Source organism: Mycobacterium sp. ITM-2016-00317 (genome assembly GCF_002968295.1).
Taxonomy (GTDB): Bacteria; Actinomycetota; Actinomycetes; order Mycobacteriales; family Mycobacteriaceae; genus Mycobacterium.
The window spans coordinates 3,354,855-3,375,965 of record NZ_CP134399.1 but is presented as its reverse complement, the minus strand read 5'-3'; the positions used below and the strand labels follow the sequence as shown (position 1 = coordinate 3,375,965).

Annotated in this window: 25 protein-coding genes and 2 pseudogenes; 14 read left to right on the top strand and 13 right to left on the bottom strand. The window is 67.5% G+C overall.

The window, feature by feature from the left end; all coding sequences use genetic code 11:
- Window positions 1-18: 18 nt before the first annotated feature.
- Window positions 19-825: a mycofactocin-coupled SDR family oxidoreductase gene (locus C6A87_RS16085; RefSeq protein ID WP_311113201.1), complete on the bottom strand. Its 807-nt coding sequence runs from the start codon at window positions 823-825 to the stop codon at window positions 19-21.
- Complete coding sequence (locus tag C6A87_RS16080) at window positions 822-1,652, bottom strand: mycofactocin-coupled SDR family oxidoreductase (RefSeq protein WP_311113200.1); 831 nt, start codon at window positions 1,650-1,652, stop codon at window positions 822-824. The genes C6A87_RS16085 and C6A87_RS16080 overlap by 4 nt, the downstream gene beginning before the upstream one ends.
- An 85-nt stretch (window positions 1,653-1,737) precedes the next feature.
- Here C6A87_RS16080 and C6A87_RS16075 point away from each other — a divergent pair, with 85 nt between their 5' ends.
- Entirely contained in the window at window positions 1,738-2,292 is a 555-nt protein-coding gene (locus C6A87_RS16075; protein WP_311113199.1) for a TetR family transcriptional regulator, read from the top strand.
- 43 nt (window positions 2,293-2,335) lie between these two features.
- Here C6A87_RS16075 and C6A87_RS16070 read toward each other — a convergent pair whose 3' ends face one another.
- Window positions 2,336-2,824, bottom strand: a complete 489-nt coding sequence (locus C6A87_RS16070; RefSeq protein WP_311113198.1) for a hypothetical protein — start codon at window positions 2,822-2,824, stop codon at window positions 2,336-2,338.
- A gap of 146 nt (window positions 2,825-2,970) precedes the next feature.
- On the opposite strand from C6A87_RS16070, the gene C6A87_RS16065 reads away from it, so the two are divergent.
- Both C6A87_RS16065 and C6A87_RS16060 read left to right on the top strand, forming a co-directional pair.
- Window positions 2,971-3,837, top strand: coding sequence for an EamA family transporter (locus C6A87_RS16065; RefSeq protein ID WP_311113197.1), 867 nt, complete (start codon window positions 2,971-2,973; stop codon window positions 3,835-3,837).
- 19 nt (window positions 3,838-3,856) lie between these two features.
- The gene (locus C6A87_RS16060; RefSeq protein WP_311113196.1) at window positions 3,857-4,210 is read left to right on the top strand and encodes a hypothetical protein; all 354 of its coding nucleotides are present in this window, start codon (window positions 3,857-3,859) and stop codon (window positions 4,208-4,210) included.
- Window positions 4,211-4,223: 13 nt separating this feature from the next.
- Here C6A87_RS16060 and C6A87_RS16055 read toward each other — a convergent pair whose 3' ends face one another.
- The 4 genes from C6A87_RS16055 to C6A87_RS16040 all read right to left on the bottom strand — a co-directional run bounded on the left by C6A87_RS16055 (window position 4,224) and on the right by C6A87_RS16040 (window position 8,362).
- Window positions 4,224-5,081, bottom strand: coding sequence for an ABC transporter permease (locus tag C6A87_RS16055; RefSeq protein WP_311113195.1), 858 nt, complete (start codon window positions 5,079-5,081; stop codon window positions 4,224-4,226).
- Window positions 5,078-5,953: an ABC transporter permease gene (locus C6A87_RS16050; RefSeq protein ID WP_311113194.1), complete on the bottom strand. Its 876-nt coding sequence runs from the start codon at window positions 5,951-5,953 to the stop codon at window positions 5,078-5,080. The genes C6A87_RS16055 and C6A87_RS16050 overlap by 4 nt, the downstream gene beginning before the upstream one ends.
- A gap of 31 nt (window positions 5,954-5,984) precedes the next feature.
- Window positions 5,985-7,169 carry a spermidine/putrescine ABC transporter substrate-binding protein gene (locus C6A87_RS16045; RefSeq protein WP_311113193.1) on the bottom strand — a complete coding sequence of 395 codons (1,185 nt, stop codon included), beginning with the start codon at window positions 7,167-7,169 and terminating at the stop codon, window positions 5,985-5,987.
- Window positions 7,170-7,231: 62 nt separating this feature from the next.
- Entirely contained in the window at window positions 7,232-8,362 is a 1,131-nt protein-coding gene (locus C6A87_RS16040; RefSeq protein WP_311113192.1) for an ABC transporter ATP-binding protein, read from the bottom strand.
- A 358-nt stretch (window positions 8,363-8,720) separates the two neighbouring features.
- Here C6A87_RS16040 and C6A87_RS16035 point away from each other — a divergent pair, with 358 nt between their 5' ends.
- Window positions 8,721-9,152 (top strand): SRPBCC family protein, encoded by a 432-nt coding sequence (locus tag C6A87_RS16035; protein ID WP_311113191.1) that lies wholly within the window; start codon window positions 8,721-8,723, stop codon window positions 9,150-9,152.
- A 13-nt stretch (window positions 9,153-9,165) separates the two neighbouring features.
- Here C6A87_RS16035 and C6A87_RS16030 read toward each other — a convergent pair whose 3' ends face one another.
- Complete coding sequence (locus tag C6A87_RS16030) at window positions 9,166-10,647, bottom strand: MFS transporter (RefSeq protein ID WP_311113190.1); 1,482 nt, start codon at window positions 10,645-10,647, stop codon at window positions 9,166-9,168.
- Between the two features lie 158 nt (window positions 10,648-10,805).
- Here C6A87_RS16030 and C6A87_RS16025 point away from each other — a divergent pair.
- The 4 genes and pseudogenes from C6A87_RS16025 to C6A87_RS16010 form a co-directional block, all read left to right on the top strand.
- A pseudogene (locus tag C6A87_RS16025) lies at window positions 10,806-12,185 on the top strand (purine-cytosine permease family protein); the annotation flags it as partial.
- A 90-nt stretch (window positions 12,186-12,275) separates the two neighbouring features.
- On the top strand, window positions 12,276-12,758 hold the full coding sequence (locus C6A87_RS16020; protein ID WP_311117958.1) for a TspO/MBR family protein: 483 nt from the start codon (window positions 12,276-12,278) through the stop codon (window positions 12,756-12,758).
- 13 nt (window positions 12,759-12,771) lie between these two features.
- Window positions 12,772-13,290, top strand: coding sequence for a phosphate-starvation-inducible PsiE family protein (locus tag C6A87_RS16015; RefSeq protein ID WP_311113189.1), 519 nt, complete (start codon window positions 12,772-12,774; stop codon window positions 13,288-13,290).
- Between the two features lie 54 nt (window positions 13,291-13,344).
- On the top strand, window positions 13,345-14,181 hold the full coding sequence (locus tag C6A87_RS16010) for an acyl-CoA thioesterase domain-containing protein (protein ID WP_311113188.1): 837 nt from the start codon (window positions 13,345-13,347) through the stop codon (window positions 14,179-14,181).
- A gap of 39 nt (window positions 14,182-14,220) precedes the next feature.
- Here the strand turns inward: C6A87_RS16010 and C6A87_RS16005 are convergent, their stop codons facing one another.
- Window positions 14,221-14,508 (bottom strand): hypothetical protein, encoded by a 288-nt coding sequence (locus C6A87_RS16005; protein ID WP_396837102.1) that lies wholly within the window; start codon window positions 14,506-14,508, stop codon window positions 14,221-14,223.
- 76 nt (window positions 14,509-14,584) lie between these two features.
- Here C6A87_RS16005 and C6A87_RS16000 point away from each other — a divergent pair.
- A pseudogene (locus C6A87_RS16000) lies at window positions 14,585-14,799 on the top strand (alpha/beta hydrolase); the annotation flags it as partial.
- Window positions 14,800-14,891: 92 nt separating this feature from the next.
- Here the strand turns inward: C6A87_RS16000 and C6A87_RS15995 are convergent.
- The 3 genes from C6A87_RS15995 to C6A87_RS15985 form a co-directional block, all read right to left on the bottom strand.
- Window positions 14,892-16,178 (bottom strand): HNH endonuclease signature motif containing protein, encoded by a 1,287-nt coding sequence (locus tag C6A87_RS15995; protein WP_311113187.1) that lies wholly within the window; start codon window positions 16,176-16,178, stop codon window positions 14,892-14,894.
- Between the two features lie 78 nt (window positions 16,179-16,256).
- On the bottom strand, window positions 16,257-16,652 hold the full coding sequence (locus C6A87_RS15990) for a nuclear transport factor 2 family protein (RefSeq protein ID WP_311113186.1): 396 nt from the start codon (window positions 16,650-16,652) through the stop codon (window positions 16,257-16,259).
- A gap of 73 nt (window positions 16,653-16,725) precedes the next feature.
- On the bottom strand, window positions 16,726-17,226 hold the full coding sequence (locus C6A87_RS15985; protein WP_311113185.1) for a GAF domain-containing protein: 501 nt from the start codon (window positions 17,224-17,226) through the stop codon (window positions 16,726-16,728).
- A 192-nt stretch (window positions 17,227-17,418) separates the two neighbouring features.
- On the opposite strand from C6A87_RS15985, the gene C6A87_RS15980 reads away from it, so the two are divergent.
- From C6A87_RS15980 to C6A87_RS15970, 3 genes are all read left to right on the top strand, one after another.
- Window positions 17,419-18,330, top strand: coding sequence for a manganese catalase family protein (locus C6A87_RS15980; protein ID WP_311113184.1), 912 nt, complete (start codon window positions 17,419-17,421; stop codon window positions 18,328-18,330).
- A 91-nt stretch (window positions 18,331-18,421) separates the two neighbouring features.
- On the top strand, window positions 18,422-19,570 hold the full coding sequence (locus tag C6A87_RS15975) for a zinc-dependent alcohol dehydrogenase (protein WP_311113183.1): 1,149 nt from the start codon (window positions 18,422-18,424) through the stop codon (window positions 19,568-19,570).
- Window positions 19,571-19,589: 19 nt separating this feature from the next.
- Complete coding sequence (locus tag C6A87_RS15970; RefSeq protein ID WP_311113182.1) at window positions 19,590-20,168, top strand: hypothetical protein; 579 nt, start codon at window positions 19,590-19,592, stop codon at window positions 20,166-20,168.
- Between the two features lie 3 nt (window positions 20,169-20,171).
- Here the strand turns inward: C6A87_RS15970 and C6A87_RS15965 are convergent, their stop codons facing one another.
- Window positions 20,172-20,333 carry a hypothetical protein gene (locus C6A87_RS15965; RefSeq protein WP_311113181.1) on the bottom strand — a complete coding sequence of 54 codons (162 nt, stop codon included), beginning with the start codon at window positions 20,331-20,333 and terminating at the stop codon, window positions 20,172-20,174.
- Between the two features lie 38 nt (window positions 20,334-20,371).
- Here C6A87_RS15965 and C6A87_RS15960 point away from each other — a divergent pair, with 38 nt between their 5' ends.
- Both C6A87_RS15960 and C6A87_RS15955 read left to right on the top strand, forming a co-directional pair.
- Window positions 20,372-20,758 (top strand): hypothetical protein, encoded by a 387-nt coding sequence (locus C6A87_RS15960; RefSeq protein ID WP_396836879.1) that lies wholly within the window; start codon window positions 20,372-20,374, stop codon window positions 20,756-20,758.
- Between the two features lie 11 nt (window positions 20,759-20,769).
- Window positions 20,770-21,105 carry a hypothetical protein gene (locus C6A87_RS15955; protein ID WP_311113180.1) on the top strand — a complete coding sequence of 112 codons (336 nt, stop codon included), beginning with the start codon at window positions 20,770-20,772 and terminating at the stop codon, window positions 21,103-21,105.
- Window positions 21,106-21,111: the final 6 nt, after the last annotated feature.

The following is a 21,111-nucleotide window of genomic DNA, read 5'->3' as shown; positions in this document are numbered from 1 at the left end:
ATTGTCTCCTCGTACGGGTCAGCGCAGGGTGACACCGGCGTCGACCTTGAATTCCAGCCCGGTCACGTACCGCGACTCGTCGGACACCAGGAACAGCACCGCGTTGCTGATGTCCACCGCCTCGGCCATCTGGATCGGCAGCGCATTGAGGAACAGCGGACCGAGATCGGGCCGCTGTTCGGCGATCAGGTCGTGCAGCGACGCGGGTCGCATGCCGGTCGCCACCCCGGTCGGGTGCACGGTGTTGACCCGGACGCTCTGGGCGGCAAGCTCATTGGCCAGTGCCTTGCTCATCCCGACCACGCCGTGCTTGGACGCGGTGTAGGGCGTGTGCAGCGGTGTGCCCTTGATCCCGGCCGCGGAACTGATGTTCACCAGGCTGCCGCCATCACCGACGAGGTGGGGCAGCGCGGCGGCACAGGTATTCCAGGCGCCGATCAGGTTGACGTCGACCACCGTCCGCCACTGTTCGGCGGTGGTGGTGTCCCAGGTTCCCGCGGTCAACACGCCGGCATTGGCCACCGCGGCGTCCAGGCCGCCGAGCCGGGCGACACCGTCGTCGACGGCGGCGGCCAGTGCGGCACCGTCGCGCACGTCGACGATGTGGGTGACGGCGCGTCGGCCCGAACTCTCGACCAGCCGCGCGGTTTCGGTCAGCTCGTCGGGGGAGGCGAGCGGGTACTCGATCTCGGGCAGTGACTCGCAGATGTCGACGAGGATCAGATCGGCGCCCTCCTCGGCCAGCCGCACGGCGTGACTGCGGCCCATCCCGCGGGCGGCGCCGGTGATCAGCACCCGCTTGCCCGCGACGCGTCCGGCGCTCATAGCTTGTTGCAGAAGCCGGCGTTGACCGGGAACGTCACTCCGGTCACGTACTTCGCCTCGTCCGAGACCAGGTAGGCGACCGCGGCGCTGATGTCCTCGGGCTCCAGCAGGCCGACCGGCATCGGGTTCTGCAGGTGCGGACCGCCGTCGGGATAGTGCTCAAGGAACGCAGTCATCGCGGGATTGACGGCCATCATCGTGTTGACCGCGGTCGGGTGCACGGTGTTGACCCGGATGCTGTGCGGGGCAAGCGCATTGGCCAGAGCGCGCATCAACCCGACGATGCCGTGTTTGGACGCGGCATAGCCCAGGCCGCCGCCCTGCATGCCGCCGAACCCGCGCAGTCCGGCGGTGGAGCTGGTGAACACCATGGAACCGCCTCGTCCACCAGCGATCAGATGAGGGATCGCCGCCTTGGCGGTGTGGAACGTCCCGACCAGATTCACGTCGAGCACGTCGGTCCACATCTCCAGGTCTTCGGCATCGGTCAGTTCGCGAAAGGCCATGGTGGCGATGCCGGCGTTCGCGCAGACGATGTCGAGCCGGCCGAAGTGCTCGACACCCCGGTCCAGCGCATTCTTGAGCACCTGGTAGTCCCGGACGTCGGCGACGCTGCCGAGCATCTTGGCGCCCTGGGCCTCGACCAGCGCCACGGTCTCCTCAAGTTCGGCCACGGAGGCCAGCGGGTAGCCGTTGGATCCGATGTCGGCGCAGATGTCGACGCCGATGATGTCAGCGCCGTCGGCGGCCAGGCGGATCGCGTGACTACGTCCCTGCCCGCGTGCGACGCCGGTGATGAACGCGACCTTGCCCTCGAGAAACCCCATGACACCCCATCAATCCGAGTAACAGCGTTACTGGCGGTACGGTAACCGAGTTACTCAACCGTGGCAAGGATGTGGCGAGACGAAGATGGCAGAGGATCCGATTCTGGCGGTGGTCGTCGAACTGCTCGAGAACGAGGGCTATGACGCGGTGCAGTTGCGCGAGGTGGCCCGCCGCTCGCATGCGTCGCTGACCACGATCTACAAGCGGTACTCGAATCGGGACGAGCTCATCCTGGCCGCGCTGGAGGCTTGGACCGACACCCACCGCTACGCGGCCGTCACCGACGCGCGGGCGCAACCCGGCGAGTCGCTGCACGAATCCTTGATGAGGTTGTTCCGCGCACTCTTCGAACCGTGGGAGCGTCACCCCCAGATGCTCACGGCCTACTTCCGGGCGCGCACCGGACCGAGTGGGAAGCGGCTCCTGCACCGAGGTCTGGATGTGGTGGTACCCGCCGCGATGGACGCGCTCAGCGGTGTGGACGACGAGTTCGTCACCGACCTCGACACCGTGATCGCCAATGTGGTGTACGGGCTACTCGGGAGGTTCGCCGCGGGCGAGATCGCGATCACCGACATCCTGCCCGCGATCGACCGCACGGTGTACCGACTGATCGCCGGCTACCACCCGGGTTCCTGAATCGCCGGTGCGCTCAGGTTCCCGGGTGGGGCCGAGCGGGATGTCAGGGCGCCGGGACGCTTCCGCAGCCCACGCCGGGAATGCAGCCTGCCGCGCCGCCGGGTCCGGCGACACCGGCCGGTCCGCCGGGGATGGCGCCTGCTGCGCCGCCGGGTCCGGCGACACCGCCGGGTCCGCCGGGGATGGCGCCTGCGGCGCCGCCGGGTCCGGCGACACCGCCGGGTCCGCCGGGGATGGCGCCTGCTGCTCCGCCGGGTCCGGCGACACCACCGGGTCCGCCGGGGATGGCGCCTGCTGCGCCACCGGGTCCGGCCACACCGCCGGGTCCGCCCGGGACGGCACCGGCAACGCCTGGCCCCGGGGGAGGCGGCGGGGGCATCATGGCGCAGCCCGTGCCGTCGGGGTCATAGCATCCCGGCGGGCCGCCGGCGGGTAGCAGGCCCGGCGACGCGAGGCCGGCCGGTGCGGTGACGATGGCGGCCGCGGCGGCTGCCGCCATCAGTAGTGGTGCACGGAAAGAGTTCCTGATCATGGGTGGACCTTTACCTTCTCGGACGTGTTTCAAACGTCACACGCTGTCAAACGCCGTGGTGGTGTCGGATCGTTCGCGATTCCTGAACGGTATGTGTTGAGAAATCACGTGGACCGCAACAGTGCGATTCGCGTTCAATGCCATCCATGGCGACTGATCAGGCACGCACCGGCGCACTCATGGCGGTGGCCGCGATGGTGTGCGTGCAGCTCGGACTCGCGATCTCGGTGACCCTGATCGACGAGATCGGTGTCGAGGGCGCCGCCTGGCTGCGGCTGGCATGGGCGGGCATCCTGTTGCTGGTCATCGTCCGCCCACGACGGAACGCGTTCACCCGCAAGAGCTTTCTGCTGTGTGTGGTGCTCGGTGTGGTCACCGCCGCGATCACCTTGCTGTTCATGGCCGCGGTGGCGCGCATCCCGCTCGGCACCGCCAGTGCGTTGGAGTTCCTCGGCCCGCTAGGAGTGGCGGTGGCGCGGGGCCGCGGGCGGGGCCGATGGGTCTGGCCGGGGTTGGCAGCCGCCGGTGTGCTGTTGCTGACCCAACCGTGGAGCGGTGCGGTCGATCCGGTCGGTGTCGGGTGTGCACTCACCGCGGCGGTCTGCTGGGCCGGATACATCCTGCTGACCCAGAAGGTCGGCGACGACGTCGCCGGGATCAGTGGGCTGGCGGTCTCGATGCCGGTGGCGGGCCTGACCGCCACCCTGACCGTCGGCCCGGCCGTCTTCGACCGGATGACACCCCAGATCCTGCTGATCGGGGTCGGGCTGGCGATTCTGCTGCCCGTGGTGCCGTTCGCGCTGGAACTGCTGGCGTTGCGCCGGCTCACCGCCGCCGCGTTCGGCACCCTGATGGCGCTGGAACCGGCGTTGGCGATGGGTCTGGGGTTCGCGATCCTGCATCAGGCCCCCGGTGCGCTCGGCATCGTCGGGATCGGGTTCGTGGTGGCCGCCGGGATCGGCGCGGCCCGCGGTGGTGCCCGCGCGGCACCGGTGCCGCTCGAAGTCGGTTAGCGCGGTTAGCGTGGAGCCCATGTCCAGAGGAATCTTCGACTCGCCACTCGTCGGAGTGGTCAACGCGGGCGCGGCACACCTGATCGATGCTCCGGTGATCGGTCCACTGGTGCGCCGCAGCATGGTGGTGATCCGCTACACCGGTAGGCGCTCGGGCCAGACGTTCCAGACCCCGGTGAACTACCAGCGCACCGGCGACACGGTCGTGATCAGGGTGATGGCACCGGACAAGAAGACCTGGTGGCGCAACTTCACCGGCGACGGCGGACCGATCACGCTGAGGAACTTCGACGGTGCCGACCGTGCCGGCCACGCGGTGGCCGAGCAGGACGACCAGGGCCGGGTCACCGTGACCGTCCGCCTGACGCCCTGACTCCGCCGAGGGCTCAGCCCTGGAACTTCTTGCGCCGGTACAGCGTGCTGACGCCCAGCAGCAGCAGGCTGACCAGCAGGATCGCTGTGGCCAGCACGTTGATCTGCGGCGGCACGGCCGCCTTCACCGCCGCGTTGACGTACAGCGGATAGGTCACCTCGGCGCCGCTGACGAAGTACGTGATGATGAAATCGTCGAGCGACAGCGCGAACGACAGCATCGCCGCGGCGACGATGCCGGGCACGATCAACGGCAACGTCACCTTGAAGAACGTGCGCACCGGCCCGGCGCCCAGATCCAGCGACGCGTCCTCCAGCGTCCAGTCGAAGCCACGTACCCGCGCACGCACCGTCATCGCGATGAAACTGACCTCGAAGGCGATGTGCGACAACACGATCGTCACGTAACCGGCGGAGGTGTTGAAGTCCAGGAACAGTGTCAGCAGCGCCGCGCCCATCACCACCTCGGGTGCGGTCAGCGGCAGCACCAGGAAGGTGTCCACGGCGCGCTGCCCGCGCCACCGCTGCCGGACCAGGGCGATCGCGACCAGAGTGCCCAGCACCAGTGCGACGGCGGTGGACACCGCTGCCACGTTGAGGCTGAGTTTCAGCGCCTGGGTCAGCGCCGGGTACTTGAACGGGTCCAGCCAGTTCTCCAGCGTGAAGCCCTGCCACGTGTAGTTGAACTTGCCTGCCGGCTTGTTGAACGAGAACAACACGATCACGAAGATCGGCAGGAACAGGTACAGCAACACGAAGACCGCAGCGGCCCGCAGCGCCATGTCGCCCCAACGGCGGCGGGCGCGCACCTTCTTCGGCGTGGGATCCTGCTGGGCGGCGGTGGCCAGTGCGGCGCCGGCCTGGGTGGTCATACCAGATCCTCCGAACCCAGCGCCCGCGTGTAGAGCAGCACGCCGATCAGGATCAGCAGCATCAGCCCCAGGCTCAGCGCAGCCGCGGCCGGATAGTCCTTGACGACCAGGAACTGCTTCTGGATCACATTGCCGATCATCGTGGTCTGGGTACTGCCGAGATAGTCGGCGTTGATGAAGTCGCCGACCGCAGGGATGAAGACCAGCATGCTCCCGGCCAGCACCCCGGGCATCGCCATCGGCAGGATCACCTTGCCGAAGCTGCGCGGCGCCGACGAGTAGAGGTCCTGGGAGGCCTCCAGCAGACGCGGGTCGATCTTCTCCAGGCTGACGTACAGCGGCAGGATCATGAAGATGATCCAGTTGTAGGTGAGTCCACCGATGACCGCCCAGCTGGTGGACAGCAGCCGGCCCTCGTCAGGTAGCAGCCCGATGGCGCCCAGCGCGGTGACCAACCAGCCTTCGTCGGCCAGGATCGTCTTCCACGCGATGGTGCGGATCAGGAACGTGACGAAGAACGGCAGAATCACCAGCCCCAGGATCAGGTTCTTGAACCGGCCGGCCTTGAACGCGATGACGTAGGCCAGCGGGAACGCCAGCAGCAGGCACAGCACCGTGGCGACGAACGCGTAGCCGAACGAGCGGAAGATCTGCTCGTGGTACATCGTGAACGCGTCGACGTAGTTGCCGAAGTCCCAGGCGAACGTCAGCGTCGGCATGAACACCGAGCCGCCGGTCTCCGACAACGAGGTGCGTGCCAGTGAGAAGAACGGCACCACGAAGAAGATCGCGAGATATGCGAGCGCCGGCAGGACCATCAGATACGGAGCGACCTTGCTCCGCTGACGGCTGCTGGTGGCGACACCTGCCATTTATGCTCCTCGCATCGGCACTACCACCGCGTCAGCCGCCGGTGACGGCGGCGTACGCGGTGTTGAACTCCTGCGTCTGCTCGTCGGTCAGTGCCGCCCACGACTTCAGGTTCGCCTGCACCTCGGGCGACGGGTTGATCAGCGGGTTCTCCGCCGATGCAGGATCGACCTTGGCGAGTTCGTCGGTCATGTCCGAGAGTGCGGGCACGAACTGGGTGAACGCGACCAGCTTGGCGTAGTTGGCTCGGTCGTAGATGTAGTCGATCCACGCCTCGGCGGCCTTCTGGTTCTGCGTGGTGTACGGGATCACCATCGTGTCGACGAACCAGTCGCCGCCGGATTCGGGGACGATGAACTGCAGATCGGGGTTGTCCGCCTGCAGCTGCACGACGTCACCGGAGTACGCCTGCGCGATGGCGATGTTGCCTGCGGCCAGGTCGTCGGCGTAGTCGTTGCCGGTGAAGCGCCGGATCTGACCCCTGTCGTTCTGTTCGCGGACCAGATCGACCGCCTGCTGAATGGACTCGGTGGTCGGATTCTCCGGCGAGTTGCCCTGCGAGAGCATGATCATGCCGAGGCCGTCCTGGACGTCGGAGAACAGACTGACGCGGCCCTTGAACGCGGGATCCCAGAGGTCGTCGATGGTGCGGATATCGCGTCCGGTGGCTGCCTTGTTGTAGGCGAGACCGACCATGCCGGTCATGTACGGCGCGGTGAACTTGCGGCCCTCGTCGATGCTCGAGTTCAACAGGTCCTGACGCAGATTCTTGCGATTGGGCACGCCGGCTTCGCTGATCTCATTGAGCCATCCCAGGCCCTTGACGCGCGCGGCCATGAACTCGGTGGGGATCACCAGGTCGGCGCCGATGTCCTGCTTGCGCGACAACGGCTCCTTGACCTTGGCGAACCACTGCTCGTTGTCGTTGAAGTCTTCTTTGTAGTCGACCGTGATGCCCGAGGCGGTCTGGAACGCTGCGATGAAACCGTCGGCCATATAGAGCGGCCAGTTGGAGACGCGCAGGGCGCCGCTGGCGGGGCCGCCACTGTCCTGCGACGTGGTGCTTGAGGTCCCGCTGTCGGAGCCGCATGCCGCCAGGAACGACGAACCGAGGGCCAGGCCCGCGGCGGCCGCGGCGCCACCGCCGATGAAGCGGCGGCGCGAGGTACGGCGTGCGGTCATCCGGGCCAGCAGCTGGGGGTCGATCTCACGGGACATGCGGGGTGTGCCTTTCGTCGGCTCCAGGGAAGGGGGTGGGGTCGGCAATCGGGAAGTGTGACTCAGGAGTCGTCGAGCATCTCTTCGAGATCCTCGGTGGTGGGGATGTCGTCGCCGGGAAGCACCAGCGACGCGTCCGGGGCCCAGCTGACGTACACCTCGTCGCCGGGGCGCAGCAGCGGCAGGTCCTGTTCGGGGCCGACGTGGGCGATCACGGTCGAGTCGTCCGGGGCGGCCAGCGAGAGGCGCACCACCGGACCCTGGAAGGTCAGGTCGGTGACGGTGGCGCGCACGCACGCGACGTCTCCGGTCGGGGCATCCTGGGAGCCCGGCGTGACCCGGATGCGTTCCGGTCGCACCATCAGGGTCGCGTGCCCGCCCGGCTCGATCGTGGTCTCGCCCGGACGCGCCTTGAGCGTCGAGCCGAGCACGTCGATCTCGACGAAGTCGCGGTTGGTGCGGCCGGTGGCGCGGCCGGCCCACAGGTTGGCCTGCCCGATGAAGCTGGCGACGAACACGGTCGCGGGCCGGTCGTAGATCTCGGTCGGGCTGCCGATCTGTTCGACGTTGCCGGCGTTCATCACCGCGATGCGGTCACTCATCGTGAGCGCCTCTTCCTGGTCGTGGGTCACGTAGATGAACGTGATCCCGACCTCCCGCTGGATGCGCTTGAGCTCGAACTGCATGACGTGGCGCAGTTTGAGGTCGAGCGCCCCCAGCGGTTCGTCGAGGAGCAGCGCGCTGGGATAGTTCACCAGCGCCCGCGCCAACGCGACCCGCTGCTGCTGTCCGCCGGACAGCTGTGCCGGCCTGCGTTCGGCGAAGTCGGTCAGCCGCACGATCTCCAGCAGTTCGTCGACGCGCTTGCGGACCTCTGCCTTGCCGAGCTTCTTGCTGCGCGGACCGTAGGCGACGTTGTCCCAGACCGACATGTGCGGGAACAGCGCGTAGTGCTGGAACACCGTGTTGACGTTGCGTTTGTTGGGTGGGGTCCGCGACACGTCCGCACCTTCGAGGCGGATCGCCCCTTCGGTCGGGGTCTCGAATCCCGCGATCATCCGCAACGTCGTGGTCTTGCCGCACCCGGAAGGGCCGAGCATGGAGAAGAACTCTCCGGGCGCGATCGAGAAATCGGCGTCCGCGACGGCGACGTAGTCGCCGAAGCGCTTCGTGACATGGTCGATTTCGATCACCGGGGCGCCCTTGGGGCGGGCAGCCGCGGTTCCCTGCGCACCTGAAGTTCGGTCCGCATCGGTTGTGTGTGTGCCGGTCAGGGCAGGTCCTCCTCGGGGACAGCCGTCGTGGCTGTGGGTAAACCTTCGCGGATCGCGCGGGCCTTCGCAAGTGATTCCGCAACGAATTTACATTTCCACAATGGATTCCTTCGTCACACCCCCGGCTTGACGAGAGAATCCGCGCAAGAGGCCGCGCTGTACCGACGCCGGAACCGCGCAGGGGCCGGCCTGGCGTCGTCGCCGTGACGAGTTTGGCAGTTCGACCTCGCGGTTCGGCGCCGTTTACGTCGAGGACCTGGTGGGGTAGTGAACACCCATGGCGACTGTCGATGTGTCCGTGACGTCCGATCTGAGTCCCGAACAGGCCTGGGAGCTGGCCTCGGACCTGAAGCGGTTCGATGAATGGCTGACGATCTTCGGCGGCTGGAAGAGCGCGGTCCCCGCCGAGATCGAGGTCGACACGCAGGTGGCGTCGTTGATCAAGGTCAAGGGGTTCCGCAACGTCATCAACTGGCGGGTGACCCGCTATGACGAGCCCAAGGAGATCGAACTGGTGGGCACCGGCCGCGGCGGTGTGCGCATCGCGTTGACGCTGCAGGTGGAACCCGCGGGCGCGGAAGGTTCGTCGTTCGGGGTGGCTGCCGAGCTGTCCGGGGGGCTGCTGTCCACTCCGGTGGGCAACGTCGTCGCGAAGGTGATCAGGGGCGACGTGCACCGCTCGGTGTGCAATCTGGCCGAGCTGCGCTGACCGCTCGGGTCCGTCAGCCCCACTCGTGATTCATGGCCCGGGTCACCAGACGGGCCTCGTCGGACTGCACCGCCCGCGGCCGCGACAGTGCGATCAGCACCATCGCGAGGGCCGCCGTCGCCGCGCCCAGGCAGAAGATCAGCGTGAAACTGCTCTCGGCCGGGGTGCCTGCCACCGTGGTCTGCGCCAGCGCCAGCGCGACGATCGCGGCCGCGGTCGAACTGCCGACCGTGCGGGCGATCGCGTTCATGCTGGTGGCCACGCCCGTTTCGCCGGCCCGGCTGGCCCCGACCACCAGTGCGGGCAGCGCGCCGTACCCGAGGCTGATGTAGGCGTTGGCCAGGATGTTGGCGGTGATCACGTGCCACGGCGAGGTGTGCGCGAACGCGATGAACAGGAATCCGGCGATCCCGGCCAGCGCGGCGACCATCAGCACCGGCCGGGCGCCGAACCGGTCGATGAACCGGCCACTGATCAACGCCACGAGAAAGCCCGTGAGCGCGCCGGGAAGCAGGTACACCACGCTGGCCTCTAAAACCCCGGCGCTGAATCCGTATCCCGCGGTGTCGCGGTCGATCTGGACGAACTGGGTCAGGCCCAGGAACGCGAAGTACAGCCCCATCCCGACGAACACCGTCGCGAGATTGGTGAACAGCATCGACCGCTGCGACAGCATCCGGGTCGAGACCAGCGGGCGCGTCAGCCGCCGCTCCCAGAACCACCAGGCGATCAGCACCGCCACGCCACCGCAGGCAGCGCCGATCGTGCGCGGTGAACCCCAGCCCCACGCACCGGCCTGCGTGATGGCCAGCAGCAGCGACGACAGCCCCACCGCCAGCCCGATCGCGCCGAGCCAGTCGATCGAACCCTCCGCGGTGCGGCGCCGGTCGGGCACCAGCGTGACCACGATGACGAGCACCAGGACCGTGAATGCCGTGGTCAACCAGAACACCCGGTGATACCCCGCGTCGCCGCTCATCAGCAGTCCCACCACGACCAGGCCGGTGCCGCCGCCGAAACCGAGCGTGCCCGACAGCACCGCCATCGCCGACACCATCCGGTCGGGTGGCAACTCCTCACGCAGGATCGCGATGCAGATCGGGTACAGCGCGAACGACGCGGCCTGCAGCACCCGCGCGACGATCAGCAGAGCCAGTGACGACGTCACCGCGGCCAGCACCGAGCCGGCGAGGACGACCGCGAGCACCGCGAGCAGGACTCGCTTCTTGCGGTACAGGTCGGCGAGGCGGCCGATCAGCGGGGTGGCCGCCGCGGCGGCGAGCAGGTTCGCGGTGACCGCCCAACTGACCGCCACCAGCGACACGTCGAGCTGGTCGGCGATGACGCCGAGCACCGGGACGACCGCGGTCTGCAGCACCGCGACCGTGAGCACGACGATGCTGAGCCCGACGACCAGCAGGCGTGGACGGCGAACCGGGGTGTCGTGCGCAGCTCCGGGTACTCCGGTGCCGGCGTGCGCCACGGTCTGCTCCATTCGTTAGCTGGTCTTCAGTTCTCCCGATTATGGAGTCCGGCCCGGCAGCGTGACCAATCGGTCGCGCCACCACCGAGGCGACCCGGAGGGCGTCACGACCCGCCGTTTGTCGCCGCGCTCCGTCTGGTCGGCCGGCGGCGGCCGTGGTCGAATGAACCATGTCGCAGGGAACCTCGACGGACCCGTTGGCCGGGGACGTGTTCGGCGGTCGCCGGCCCTCGGGCGCCGGTGATCTCTCGGTCGAGACGCACGGCATCGCGCCGGTCCCCGCCGACCACCGCTACGGATCCGCAGGCCGGTTGTTCACTGTGTGGTTCGCCCCGCAGGTGAACATGACCGGTGTCTTCACCGGCACGTTGGCCATCGTGCTCGGTCTCGGGTTCTGGCTGGGTCTACTGGCGATGGTGATCGGGACGCTGCTCGGCGCGCAGGTGGTCGGCTATCTGTCCACCTGGGGCCCGCGCACCGGCACCGGCCAGCTTCCGAACGCGCGCATGGCTTTCGGCGGCACGGTGGTGGTTCCCGCTGCACTGCAATGGGTTTCGTCGATCGCATGGGACGCGCTGGTCGGGTTGTTCGGTGGTGAGGCGCTTGCCGCGCTGCTCGGCATCCCGTTCTGGGCCGCGGTGGCGATCGTGCTCGGGGTGCAGGGGGTGGTCGGATTCTTCGGCTACGAGCTGATCCACCGGGTGCAGGCAGTGCTGACGGTCGTGCTGTTCGTCATGTTCGTGGTGTTCACGGTCAAGGTCGTCGGCGGCCAGGAGATCGTGGTGCCTGCCGCGGTTTCCGGGCCCGACCTGGCCGGGGCATTCGTGCTGGAGGTCACGATCGCGTTCAGCCTCGCCATCTCGTGGGCGCCCTATGCGGCGGACTTCAGCCGATACCTGCCCACCGACGTGTCGCCGGCGCGGGTGTTCGGCTGCGCCACCGCGGGCATCGCGCTCGGGTACGTGTTCGTGCAGGGTGTCGGGATCGCCGCGGCGGGTGCCGTCGGTGAGCACACCGTCGACGGCGTCAGCACGGTGATGGGCGGTGGACTCCTCGGCGGCCTGGCGCTGCTGGTGATCGCCGTGGCTGCCGTCGGGTCGGGGGTGATGAACGACTACAGCGGTTCCCTGGCGCTGCAGACCCTCGGGGTCCGGATCCGACGGCCGGTGTCCGCGGTGATCGTCACGGTGCTGGCGTTCGCCCTTGTCCTGTGGTTGCACGAGGCCGACACCGCGACCCGCTTCACGGATGTGCTGCTGCTGATCAGTTATTGGATCCCGGCGTTCGTCGCCGTGGTCGTCATCGACTGGCGCTACCGCGCGGCGGGGCGCCGCACGCTCGATCCCTCTACCGAGACCACCGACCGGCGGGACGCGGTCGCCGCACTGGTGGTGTTCGTGCTGTCCTACGCCGTCGCGGTGCCGTTCATGAACTCCTCGCTGATCCAGGGTCCGGTGGCCGCGGCGTGGCACGGCGCCGACATCGCCTACTTCGTGAACTTCGCGGTGGCCGCAGTGTTCTACGGCGGCTACCGCGCGCTGCGCGGCCGCCGGCGCCGGACCGGTTCGGCTCGGCGTCCTCGGGGTACTGATCACGAGGCGCGCCGCACCGCCGCGTCGCGCACGCCGGAAAGGACTCTCATGCGCCCGTTGACGCTCGCCAAGACCGCAGGGGCGGCATTCACCGCTGCCGCCGTCGGAGCACTGGCGACCCGCCCCGCTGTCCAGTCGACCTGGTTCCGACGACTGCGGAAACCGGACTTTCAGCCGCCGAGCGCGGCGTTCCCGATCGTCTGGAACCTGTTGTACAGCGACATCGCCGCGGTGTCGGCGTCCACGATCGACAGACTCGACGAACGCGGGGACACCGAGCAGGCTCGTGCCTATGAACGGGCGCTCGCAGTGAATCTCGTCCTGAACGCCGGCTGGAGCTGGATCTTCTTCAATCGACGCATGCTCGGCCCGGCCGCAGTGGTGGCAGGTGCGCTGGCCGTCAGCAGCGCGGACCTCGCCCGCCGGGCCGGGGCGGTGAACGCCCCCGCTGGGGCCGCACTGGCGCCCTACCCACTGTGGTGCACGTTCGCGACGGTGCTGTCCACACGCATCTGGCAGCTGAATCGCTGAGGGGCCGACGTCGGTGCCGAGACCGGGAGAGCAGACCGAGGAACGTCAGCGCGTCGCCGATCGCATCCTGAGCGTGCTGGAGGATGCGATCTACTGGGCCATCGCGGTGATGCTCGTGATCGGCTCCGGCGCACTGCTGATCAGCCAGTTCAACACCATGCTGCGGTTGCGCAGCGCCCCGGCCAACACCGTCATGCTGGAGATCCTCGACGGACTGCTGCTGATCTTCATCTTCGTCGAGTTGCTCTACGCGGTACGCACCTCGCTGCGTTCGCACGAGATCGTCGCGGAGCCGTTCCTCATCGTCGGCATCCTCGCGGGCATCAAGGAGATCGTGGTGCTCTCGGTGGAGGCCGCGACATTGCTCGACAACGGACCGAACTTCGCGCGCGCAGTCGTCGAGATCGGGGTGCTCGGCGGTGTGGTGCTGGTGCTGGCGGTGGCCGCCGTGATCATGCGCGGGCGCCGGCCCGGCGGGGAGGACCCCGGCGCACGGGCCGTCACCGAGGAGGATGAGGCGAGCCGGCGGTGAGGCCAGTGGGAACCCGGTTCCGGACGGCCGGTGCTCACGGGTTCTACTGAGAGCGTGCAGCAGCAGACACCAGAGGCCGTCGAGGCGGCCCACTTCCTGGCCGCCGGCGCAGGATTCACGCCGACCCCGTACGCGCAGAGCCACTGGGGGCCCGACCACCTCAACGGACCGGCGATCGTCGGGTTGGTCGCATACGGACTCGAAAAGTCCTGCGGATCGACCGAGTTCCAGCCGACCAGGCTGACCGTCGACCTGTTCCGTGCGGCCCGCAACGCGCACACCACGCTCGACATCAGGGTGGTGCGCGACGGACGTCGGGTCCGTAGCGCCGAGTGCGACGTGGTACAGGATCGGCGCGTGGTCGCGCGCGCCACCCTGATCCAGTATCGGCCGTCCGCGGCCCCACCGGGGGAGTTGTGGCGGCCGGCGTCGGCGGCGCCGGAGTTCCCGGAGCCGGACGGAGCCGTCCAGCCGTTCGTCGGCAGCGACGAGGTCGGCTGGACCCGGTCGCCGGGTGAGCACCAAAACGTCTCGCGTAAGCGGTTTTTCAACGACGGTATCCCGGTGGTGGCCGGTGAGGACAGTTCACCGTTCGTCCGGACGGTGATGGTGGCCGAGGCGACGAGCCTGGTCACCAATCTCGGCACGGAGGGCGTCGGTTACATCAACGGCGATCTCACCGTGGCGCTGTCCCGGCTTCCTGTCGACGACTGGATCGGTATCCAGGCCGATTCACATCACGCGCATGCGGGCCTGGCGGTCGGCGCGGCGACGCTCTACGACAGCGAGGGTGCGTTCGGAACCGGACTGACGACGGCCATCGCGAATCCGGCAGCCCAGATAGACTTCTCTGCACGGAGTTTCAACCCGGGCGACATCAACTACGAATGACGGCATGCCGATCCGGGACAGACCGCTGATCAGTAGTCCCTAAATGCACCCGCTGACGGAGATCCGCCGTCCTACGTTCGCGCACACGGTCACATTCGGCGGTGGAGGTGGTGGGGGCGGAGGCGGTGCCGCGCTGTAGTCCTCGGGCAGCGGGGCATACGCGGACGGCGGCGGCACCCAGGGGGCGACCGCGTCGGCGATGTTGCCACACGCGTTCACCGAGACGTGGCGTCCGCCGACCGACCCGCACACGTCCGCGCTCACTGTTGCCGGCTGCGCGAGCGCGGTCAGGCCCAGCGTTGCCAGGATCAGTCCCATCGGGAGCATCCGCGTGGTCGACACGATTCGGGATAGTACCGCGCAGACCCCGCGGCGTGAGCGGAACTTCGGCATAGCGGGGTAGCCGATCGTTTTCAGCGACGGATGGCCACTGTCCTCCGACGACCGGGACTCCCAGCTGATGTTCCTCTTGGAGAAGGGCTTTCGCGTCGTCGCGCACCTCGACCTCCACGACGCCGTACACGTGGGGCACTCCAGCGGAGGCGGTGAGGTGGTGCGCTACCTGGCGCGCACGGCGAGAGTCGCGCGGCCAAGGCGATTCGGGTCTGCTGTCGGCCGAACCGCTCCCGAACGAAACCCAAAGACCTACAAGGTTTTCCCGTACGGTAGGCCGACCACCATCCAGTCCTGACCTCAGGGCCCACAGAGCGTTAGTTGCTCGTTGGTGGCTCGGGTTGGTAGGGGTGGTACCACTTCCATTGGATGCGTTCGCCCGACGGTCCGCGATAAGGCCGCACTTCGGGTGGGGGTTGAGTCGGGGGCCGGGCCAACGAGCCCGGTTCCAAGGTTCTGCCGCGCTGGTCGGTGACGACCAGCTGATCTGCCGGTCCGGTCAGGGTGATTCCGCCGCGGTGGTGCAGGCGGTGATGGAACGGGCAGATCAGCACCAGGTTGTCCAGGTCGGTGGGCCCGCCGTCCTCCCAATGCTGCAGGTGATGGGCATGCAAGCCTTTGGTGGCCCCGCAGCCGGGCACCACACACGAGCGGTCGCGGTATTCCAGCGCCCGGCGTAGCCGGCGGCTGATCGTGCGGGTCGTTCTGCCGGAGCCGATGACCTGCCCGTCACGTTCGAACCACACCTCGCAAGTGGCATCACAGGACAGATAGCGGCGCTGCTCGACCGAAAGCGCCGGCCCCAGATGTAGCGCGGCGATGCGGTCTTTGACATCGACGTGTACCACCACGGTGGTGTGCTGCCCGTGCGGGCGACGCGCGGCCTCGGCGTCCCAGCCGGCATCGACCAGCTCCATGAACCCGTCGATGGCAGCCGGCATCGGTGGGCGCCCCACACCAGCACCGTCGCTGTCGTGCTTCCACTGCGCGATCAAGGCCTCGTGATGAGAGTGCAGCGCGGCCTCGAACTTCGCCGCTTCCGGGGCAGCAAGCCTGATCCGCCCACACGTGAACTCACCGTCGCTGGTCTTGGAGATCGACCCCAAACCACCCCGATCAGGCACAACGTCAGGCTCAGGCTCGGGTTCCGGAGATGGCTCAGGTTCGGGTTCGGGGCGGGGTTCCTGTTTGATCGCGGTGCGCAACTGACTGACCGTGGAATGCGCAGCCAACTCCGCGTAATGGGCATCGGAGCCCTTGCCCGCACCCTCGGCGATCGCCCCGACCTGATCCAGCGACAGCCGACCCTCGCGCAAACCCCCGCTACAGCGGGGAAACTCCGTCATCCGCCGCGCCACCGCCACGATCGTCTCGGCGTTACGCCGCGAGGTGCCCAACTTCCACGCGATCAACCCCTCCATCGACTTCACCCCGGTAAACCCCCACAACCGAGCCTTATCGATCTCCGCAGCGATCTCCGCGATCCGCCCGTCAATGGCATTGCGCTGCCCCGCCAACTCCGCCAACTCGGCGAAAAACCCGTCCAGGCGCTCCGACTGACCCATCAAAACATCGGCGGTGTCAGGCGGCGCCATCGAGGACATGACCCCATCCTCGCACCACCCACCGACAAAAAACCGGCACACGAAAACGGCTCACCGCGAGCTAATTTCGGTTGCTGCTCAGCTACGTTCGATCGCCTCGCGTTGAATCCGGTCGAACTGTGCGCCCATCGCGTCGGCCAGTGCGGTGGCGCCCGACAGTGGTCGGACCATCACCATGAAGTCGTCGATCAGTCCGTCGTCGTTGACGTGCAGGAAATCGCAACCGGTGACCGCCTTGCCGGCGACGGTGGCTTCGAAGACCAGCGCGTGGTCACGTCCGTTGGTGTCGGTGATTTCGCGGATATAGCGGAAGTCCTCGAAAACCCGCATGACGCCACGAAGGATCGCAGCCGTGATCGGTTTGCCCGGATGCGGCTTGAACGCCACCGGACTGGTGAATACGACGTCATCGGCCAGCAGGGCCTCGATTGCGGCCTCGTCGCGGGCCTCCACGGCCTTCCTGAATGCATGCATGACATGACGTTAGCGCCCGCCGGCGCACCGCGGTGCGACGGGCAGCCCTTAAGGACCCGGCGGCGTGCGGCGCCTAGCTTGCCTCCCCGAGAACTGTTGTGCCGCTGCCGGTCCGGCCGGATTGGAGCGCATCGATACGTGCGGCGGCGGTGCGGGCGAATACCGAGAGAGACGCCACGTCGGCCGCGCCGAATGCGCCGGCTTCCGACGAGAACACCATGACGGTTCCGATCCGCCGCTCCGCCGTGTGCAGTCCGGTGGTGAGCACTGATCCGACGCCGAGATCGTGGACCCGCGTCATCCACTGTGGCCATCGTCCGGCCGTGGACGACGTCGCCGCCTTGACGACGGCGGCATGCCGCCACGCTTCGGCGCACGGATTGTCCCGATAGCGGTCGTGCAGCGCATTGAGCTGCTCACCGGTCACGTCCGTGGCCACCGAGGTGATGCGCCGACCGTCGGTGGTCAGCATGCTCAAGCCGCACCCATCGGCTTTCGGCAACACCTCGATGCACGTGTCGGCGAGGTCGCGCAGGAGCGCGGGCAGTGTCGGGGCCTCCGTCGTGATGCTCATCCGTCCCTCATCTCGCGAACGTCGTCAGGTTTCGCGACGATACCCGCGCCGCCGCCACTCAAACTCGTGAGCCCGAATCGTCGATCGGGGTTTATTCCGGCACCGTGGGGTATTTCCGTCCTGCCGCCGGCTGAGTAGATGCTGCGGTGCCGACCGGCTGTCCTGAGAACCCTATTAGCCGACTGGAGAGTTATGTTCCGCCATACCGATTACATGCAGTTCGACGTGAAACCCGAAAAGCCGGACCCTGTTTACGCGCGCAAACTCCAAGAGTTGCTCGGAGGCGCGTTCGGCGAGATGACGGTCACCATGCAGTACCTGATGCAGGGGTGGAACTGCCGCATGAAGGGCAAGTACAAGGATCTGATCATGGATGTGGCCACCGAAGAGATCGGTCACGTCGAGATGATCGCCACGATGTGCGCCCGACTGCTCGAAGGCGCACCCGCGACCGATGCCACCGAGAACGCCCTCGGCGACCCTGTCGTTGCCGCCGTGATGGGAGGGATGGATCCGCAGCAGGCGATCATTTCCGGTGGTGCGCCGACGCTGTCCGACAGCCAGGGATCGCCCTGGAACGGCAAGTACATTGTGGCGTCAGGCAACCTGCTGGCCGACTTCTACGCCAACGTCGCCGCCGAGGCGCAGGGACGGGTGCAGACCGCCCGGTTGTGGCACATGACCGACGATCCCGGCGTCAAGGCGATGCTCAAGTTCAACCTGGCCCGCGACACCTATCACCAGAACATGTGGCTCGCCGCGATCGAAGAGCTGCAGGCCGACGGACTGGAGGGCGTGGTGGCCCCGAACGATCTGTTCGACGAGGAGTTCGAGGAGCACGCGAGCACGCTGTGGCACCTGTCCGACGGGGCAGACGCCGACAAGGGCAGATGGGCCAACGGACCCCTGCCCGACGGACGTCACACCGGCCGCTTCCTGGCCGATCCGCAACCCCTCGGCGACCTGCAGTCCGGGCCGCCGCCGGACCCGAAGCTCTACTGCACCTACGACGGAGCCATGGGCGAACCCCGGCCGCCGGCCTTCGGAACCGAGAAGGGGTTGATGGGCAAACTCAAGGACGCGGTAGACCCCGACAAGACCTGACCGACCTCCGCAGGAGCGGGGTGCTGCCGAGGCCAGGCAGCACCCCGCGCTGCCCTTCCTTCGTCACGCAGCGAGAAAGGCTGATGTCCACATGAAGGCGATGACCTACCGGGGCCCGTACCGAATTCGGGTCGAGGAAAAGGATATTCCGAAGATCGAGCACCCCAACGACGCGGTGGTGCAGGTCAAGCGCGCGGCGATCTGCGGGTCAGATCTGCACCTCTACCACGGGCTGATGCCGGACACCCGGGTCGGCCACACCTTCGGTCACGAGTTCATCGGAGTGGTCCACGAAGTCGGACCGTCCGTAGAGAACCTGAGCGTCGGCGACCGCGTGATGGTGCCCTTCAACATCTTCTGCGGATCCTGCTACTTCTGTGCGCGCGGGCTGTATTCGAACTGCCACAACGTCAACCCGAACGCCACAGCAGTCGGCGGCATCTACGGTTACTCCCACACATGCGGCGGGTACGACGGCGGTCAGGCGGAGTTCGTGCGGGTGCCGTTCGCCGACGTCGGACCGGTCAAGATCCCGGACTGGCTCAGCGACGACGATGCGGTTCTGCTCACCGACGCGCTGCCGACCGGCTACTTCGGTGCGCAACTCGGCGACATCGTCGAGGGTGACACGGTTGTCGTGTTCGGCGCGGGGCCGGTGGGACTGTTCGCCGCGAAGTCGTCCTGGCTCATGGGTGCGGGCCGGGTCATCGTCGTGGACCACCTTGACTACCGCCTGGAGAAGGCCGAGACGTTCGCGCACGCGGAGACCTACAACTTCACCCACTGCGACGACATCGTGGTGGAGATGAAGAAGGCGACCGGATTCCTCGGCGCCGACGTGGTCATCGACGCGGTCGGCGCCGAAGCCGACGGCAATCTGCTCATGCATGTGACCTCAGCCAAGCTCAAGCTGCAGGGCGGTTCGCCCATCGCGCTCAACTGGGCGATCGATTCGGTGCGCAAAGGTGGCACGGTGTCGGTGATGGGCGCCTACGGCCCGATGTTCAGCGCCGTGAAGTTCGGCGATGCGATGAACAAGGGACTGACGATCAATGCCAACCAGTGTCCGGTGAAACGACAGTGGCCACGTCTGCTCTCTCATATTCAACAGGGCTACCTCAATCCCAGTGACATTGTGACCCACCATATTCCGCTGGAGGAGATCGCCGAGGGCTACCACATGTTCTCCGCCAAGCTGGACAACTGCATCAAACCGATCGTCGTCGTCAACCCCGACTGAGAGCCGACAGGAGACCCTCATGGCCACTCCCTCGAACAACGTGCCCGTCTACACCGCGGCGCATCCGCCGACGCCCGACAGCACCCTGCTGCGTGCCCGCATCCCCGGGTGGGGCGCCGATCTGGATCCCAAGGACCGCCCCCAGGTACCGAAGTTGCGCCACGACCTCGATTCCGGCGCCCACTGGGAGTTTCCGGATCGCCAACCGGAACACGGGCAGCGGGAAAGATCGATCGAACACCGCTTTCTGACACCGGTTTTCGGAACCGCTCAGCCGCTACGTGGCTTGTCGGGTGCGCTGCGGCGGGCCGCCTATCGCTTCAGCGAGGGCCGTGCGGCGCACTGGCTGATTCTGCTGTACGCCGACCGCGTCGACGTGCTCGAACACCGCGTGACGGCACTGCTGACGCTCAAGCCGGACCGGATGATCGCCGAGACCGGGGTGCGCGCGGAACTGACCCGTGGCGGCCGGCGCTCGCGGGTCGGCCGCGGCCGTACCGACGTGAAACACGCATGGATGGATCCGGTGGTCATCGTCGGACCCTGGCTGGTGCTCGGCGCACTGGTCACACGGCTGGTGCGCAGGCGTCGCCGCTGAGGGTCAGGTTCCCCTCTCGCCGGAGTCGTCTTCGCCTTCGGCCTGGTCGGACTGTTGCCCGGCGCCCGAGGTCTTCATCTCGGGATCTGCATCGGGATCTTGCTGACCCACACCCTCGGGGCCGTTGCCGGATTTCATCATGGTCACCTCCGTGATGTGCCGCATACCCGCATGGGCAGGGTTTAGTCCCGGCGCCGGTGGCTATGGATTGTGCTGACATTCGGACGGAAGGAGACGAGCGCGTGAGTACCGACGGCGCCGACGGCGCCACGGCCAACGACCTGGGCGGAGCTGAGGACATGCTCAGCCCCATGGAGGCCACCGACTCTGATGAAGTGCGTAACGCCGATGGCGACGAGGTGGTGGATCCACCCGAGGACTGGGTGGCGGCCGACAAGTTCGGTATGTCGGCCGACGAGGAGCGGGAGGGCGAGACGCTCGACCAGCGGTTGGCCGAGGAGGTCCCCGACGTGACGCCCGACGACGTCGACCCGCGTGATGCCGACGCCACCGTCGACCTTGTCGCGGATCCCGGTCAGATCGACGGCACGCCGGAAGACGGCGACTCGCTGTACCCCGTAGTGGAGTGAAAGGCATACCGATGACGACTTCCGCAGACCTGCCCCTGCCCGACTACGACCAATTGACCACCGGCGATCTACAGCATCGGATCCGGTCGCTGACCGAGGCCGAACTGCAGACGGTGCTCACGCACGAGGCCGGGCACGCGGCCAGGGTCCCCGTGCTGGAGATCCTGGAAGCACGGCTGCGCGAGTTGCAGGACGGCGCGCAGCCGTCGCCCGGTGATCCGCGTCGAGCGCCCGGCGTGCAGTCGAACCCCGGCGGTTCCCCGGTCAGCGAGTCGACGGCCGCCGAGGCCAACACGCCGCTACGGCACGGGGTGGCCAACCAGACCCCGAAGCGTGGACGTCCGTGAGCTGAG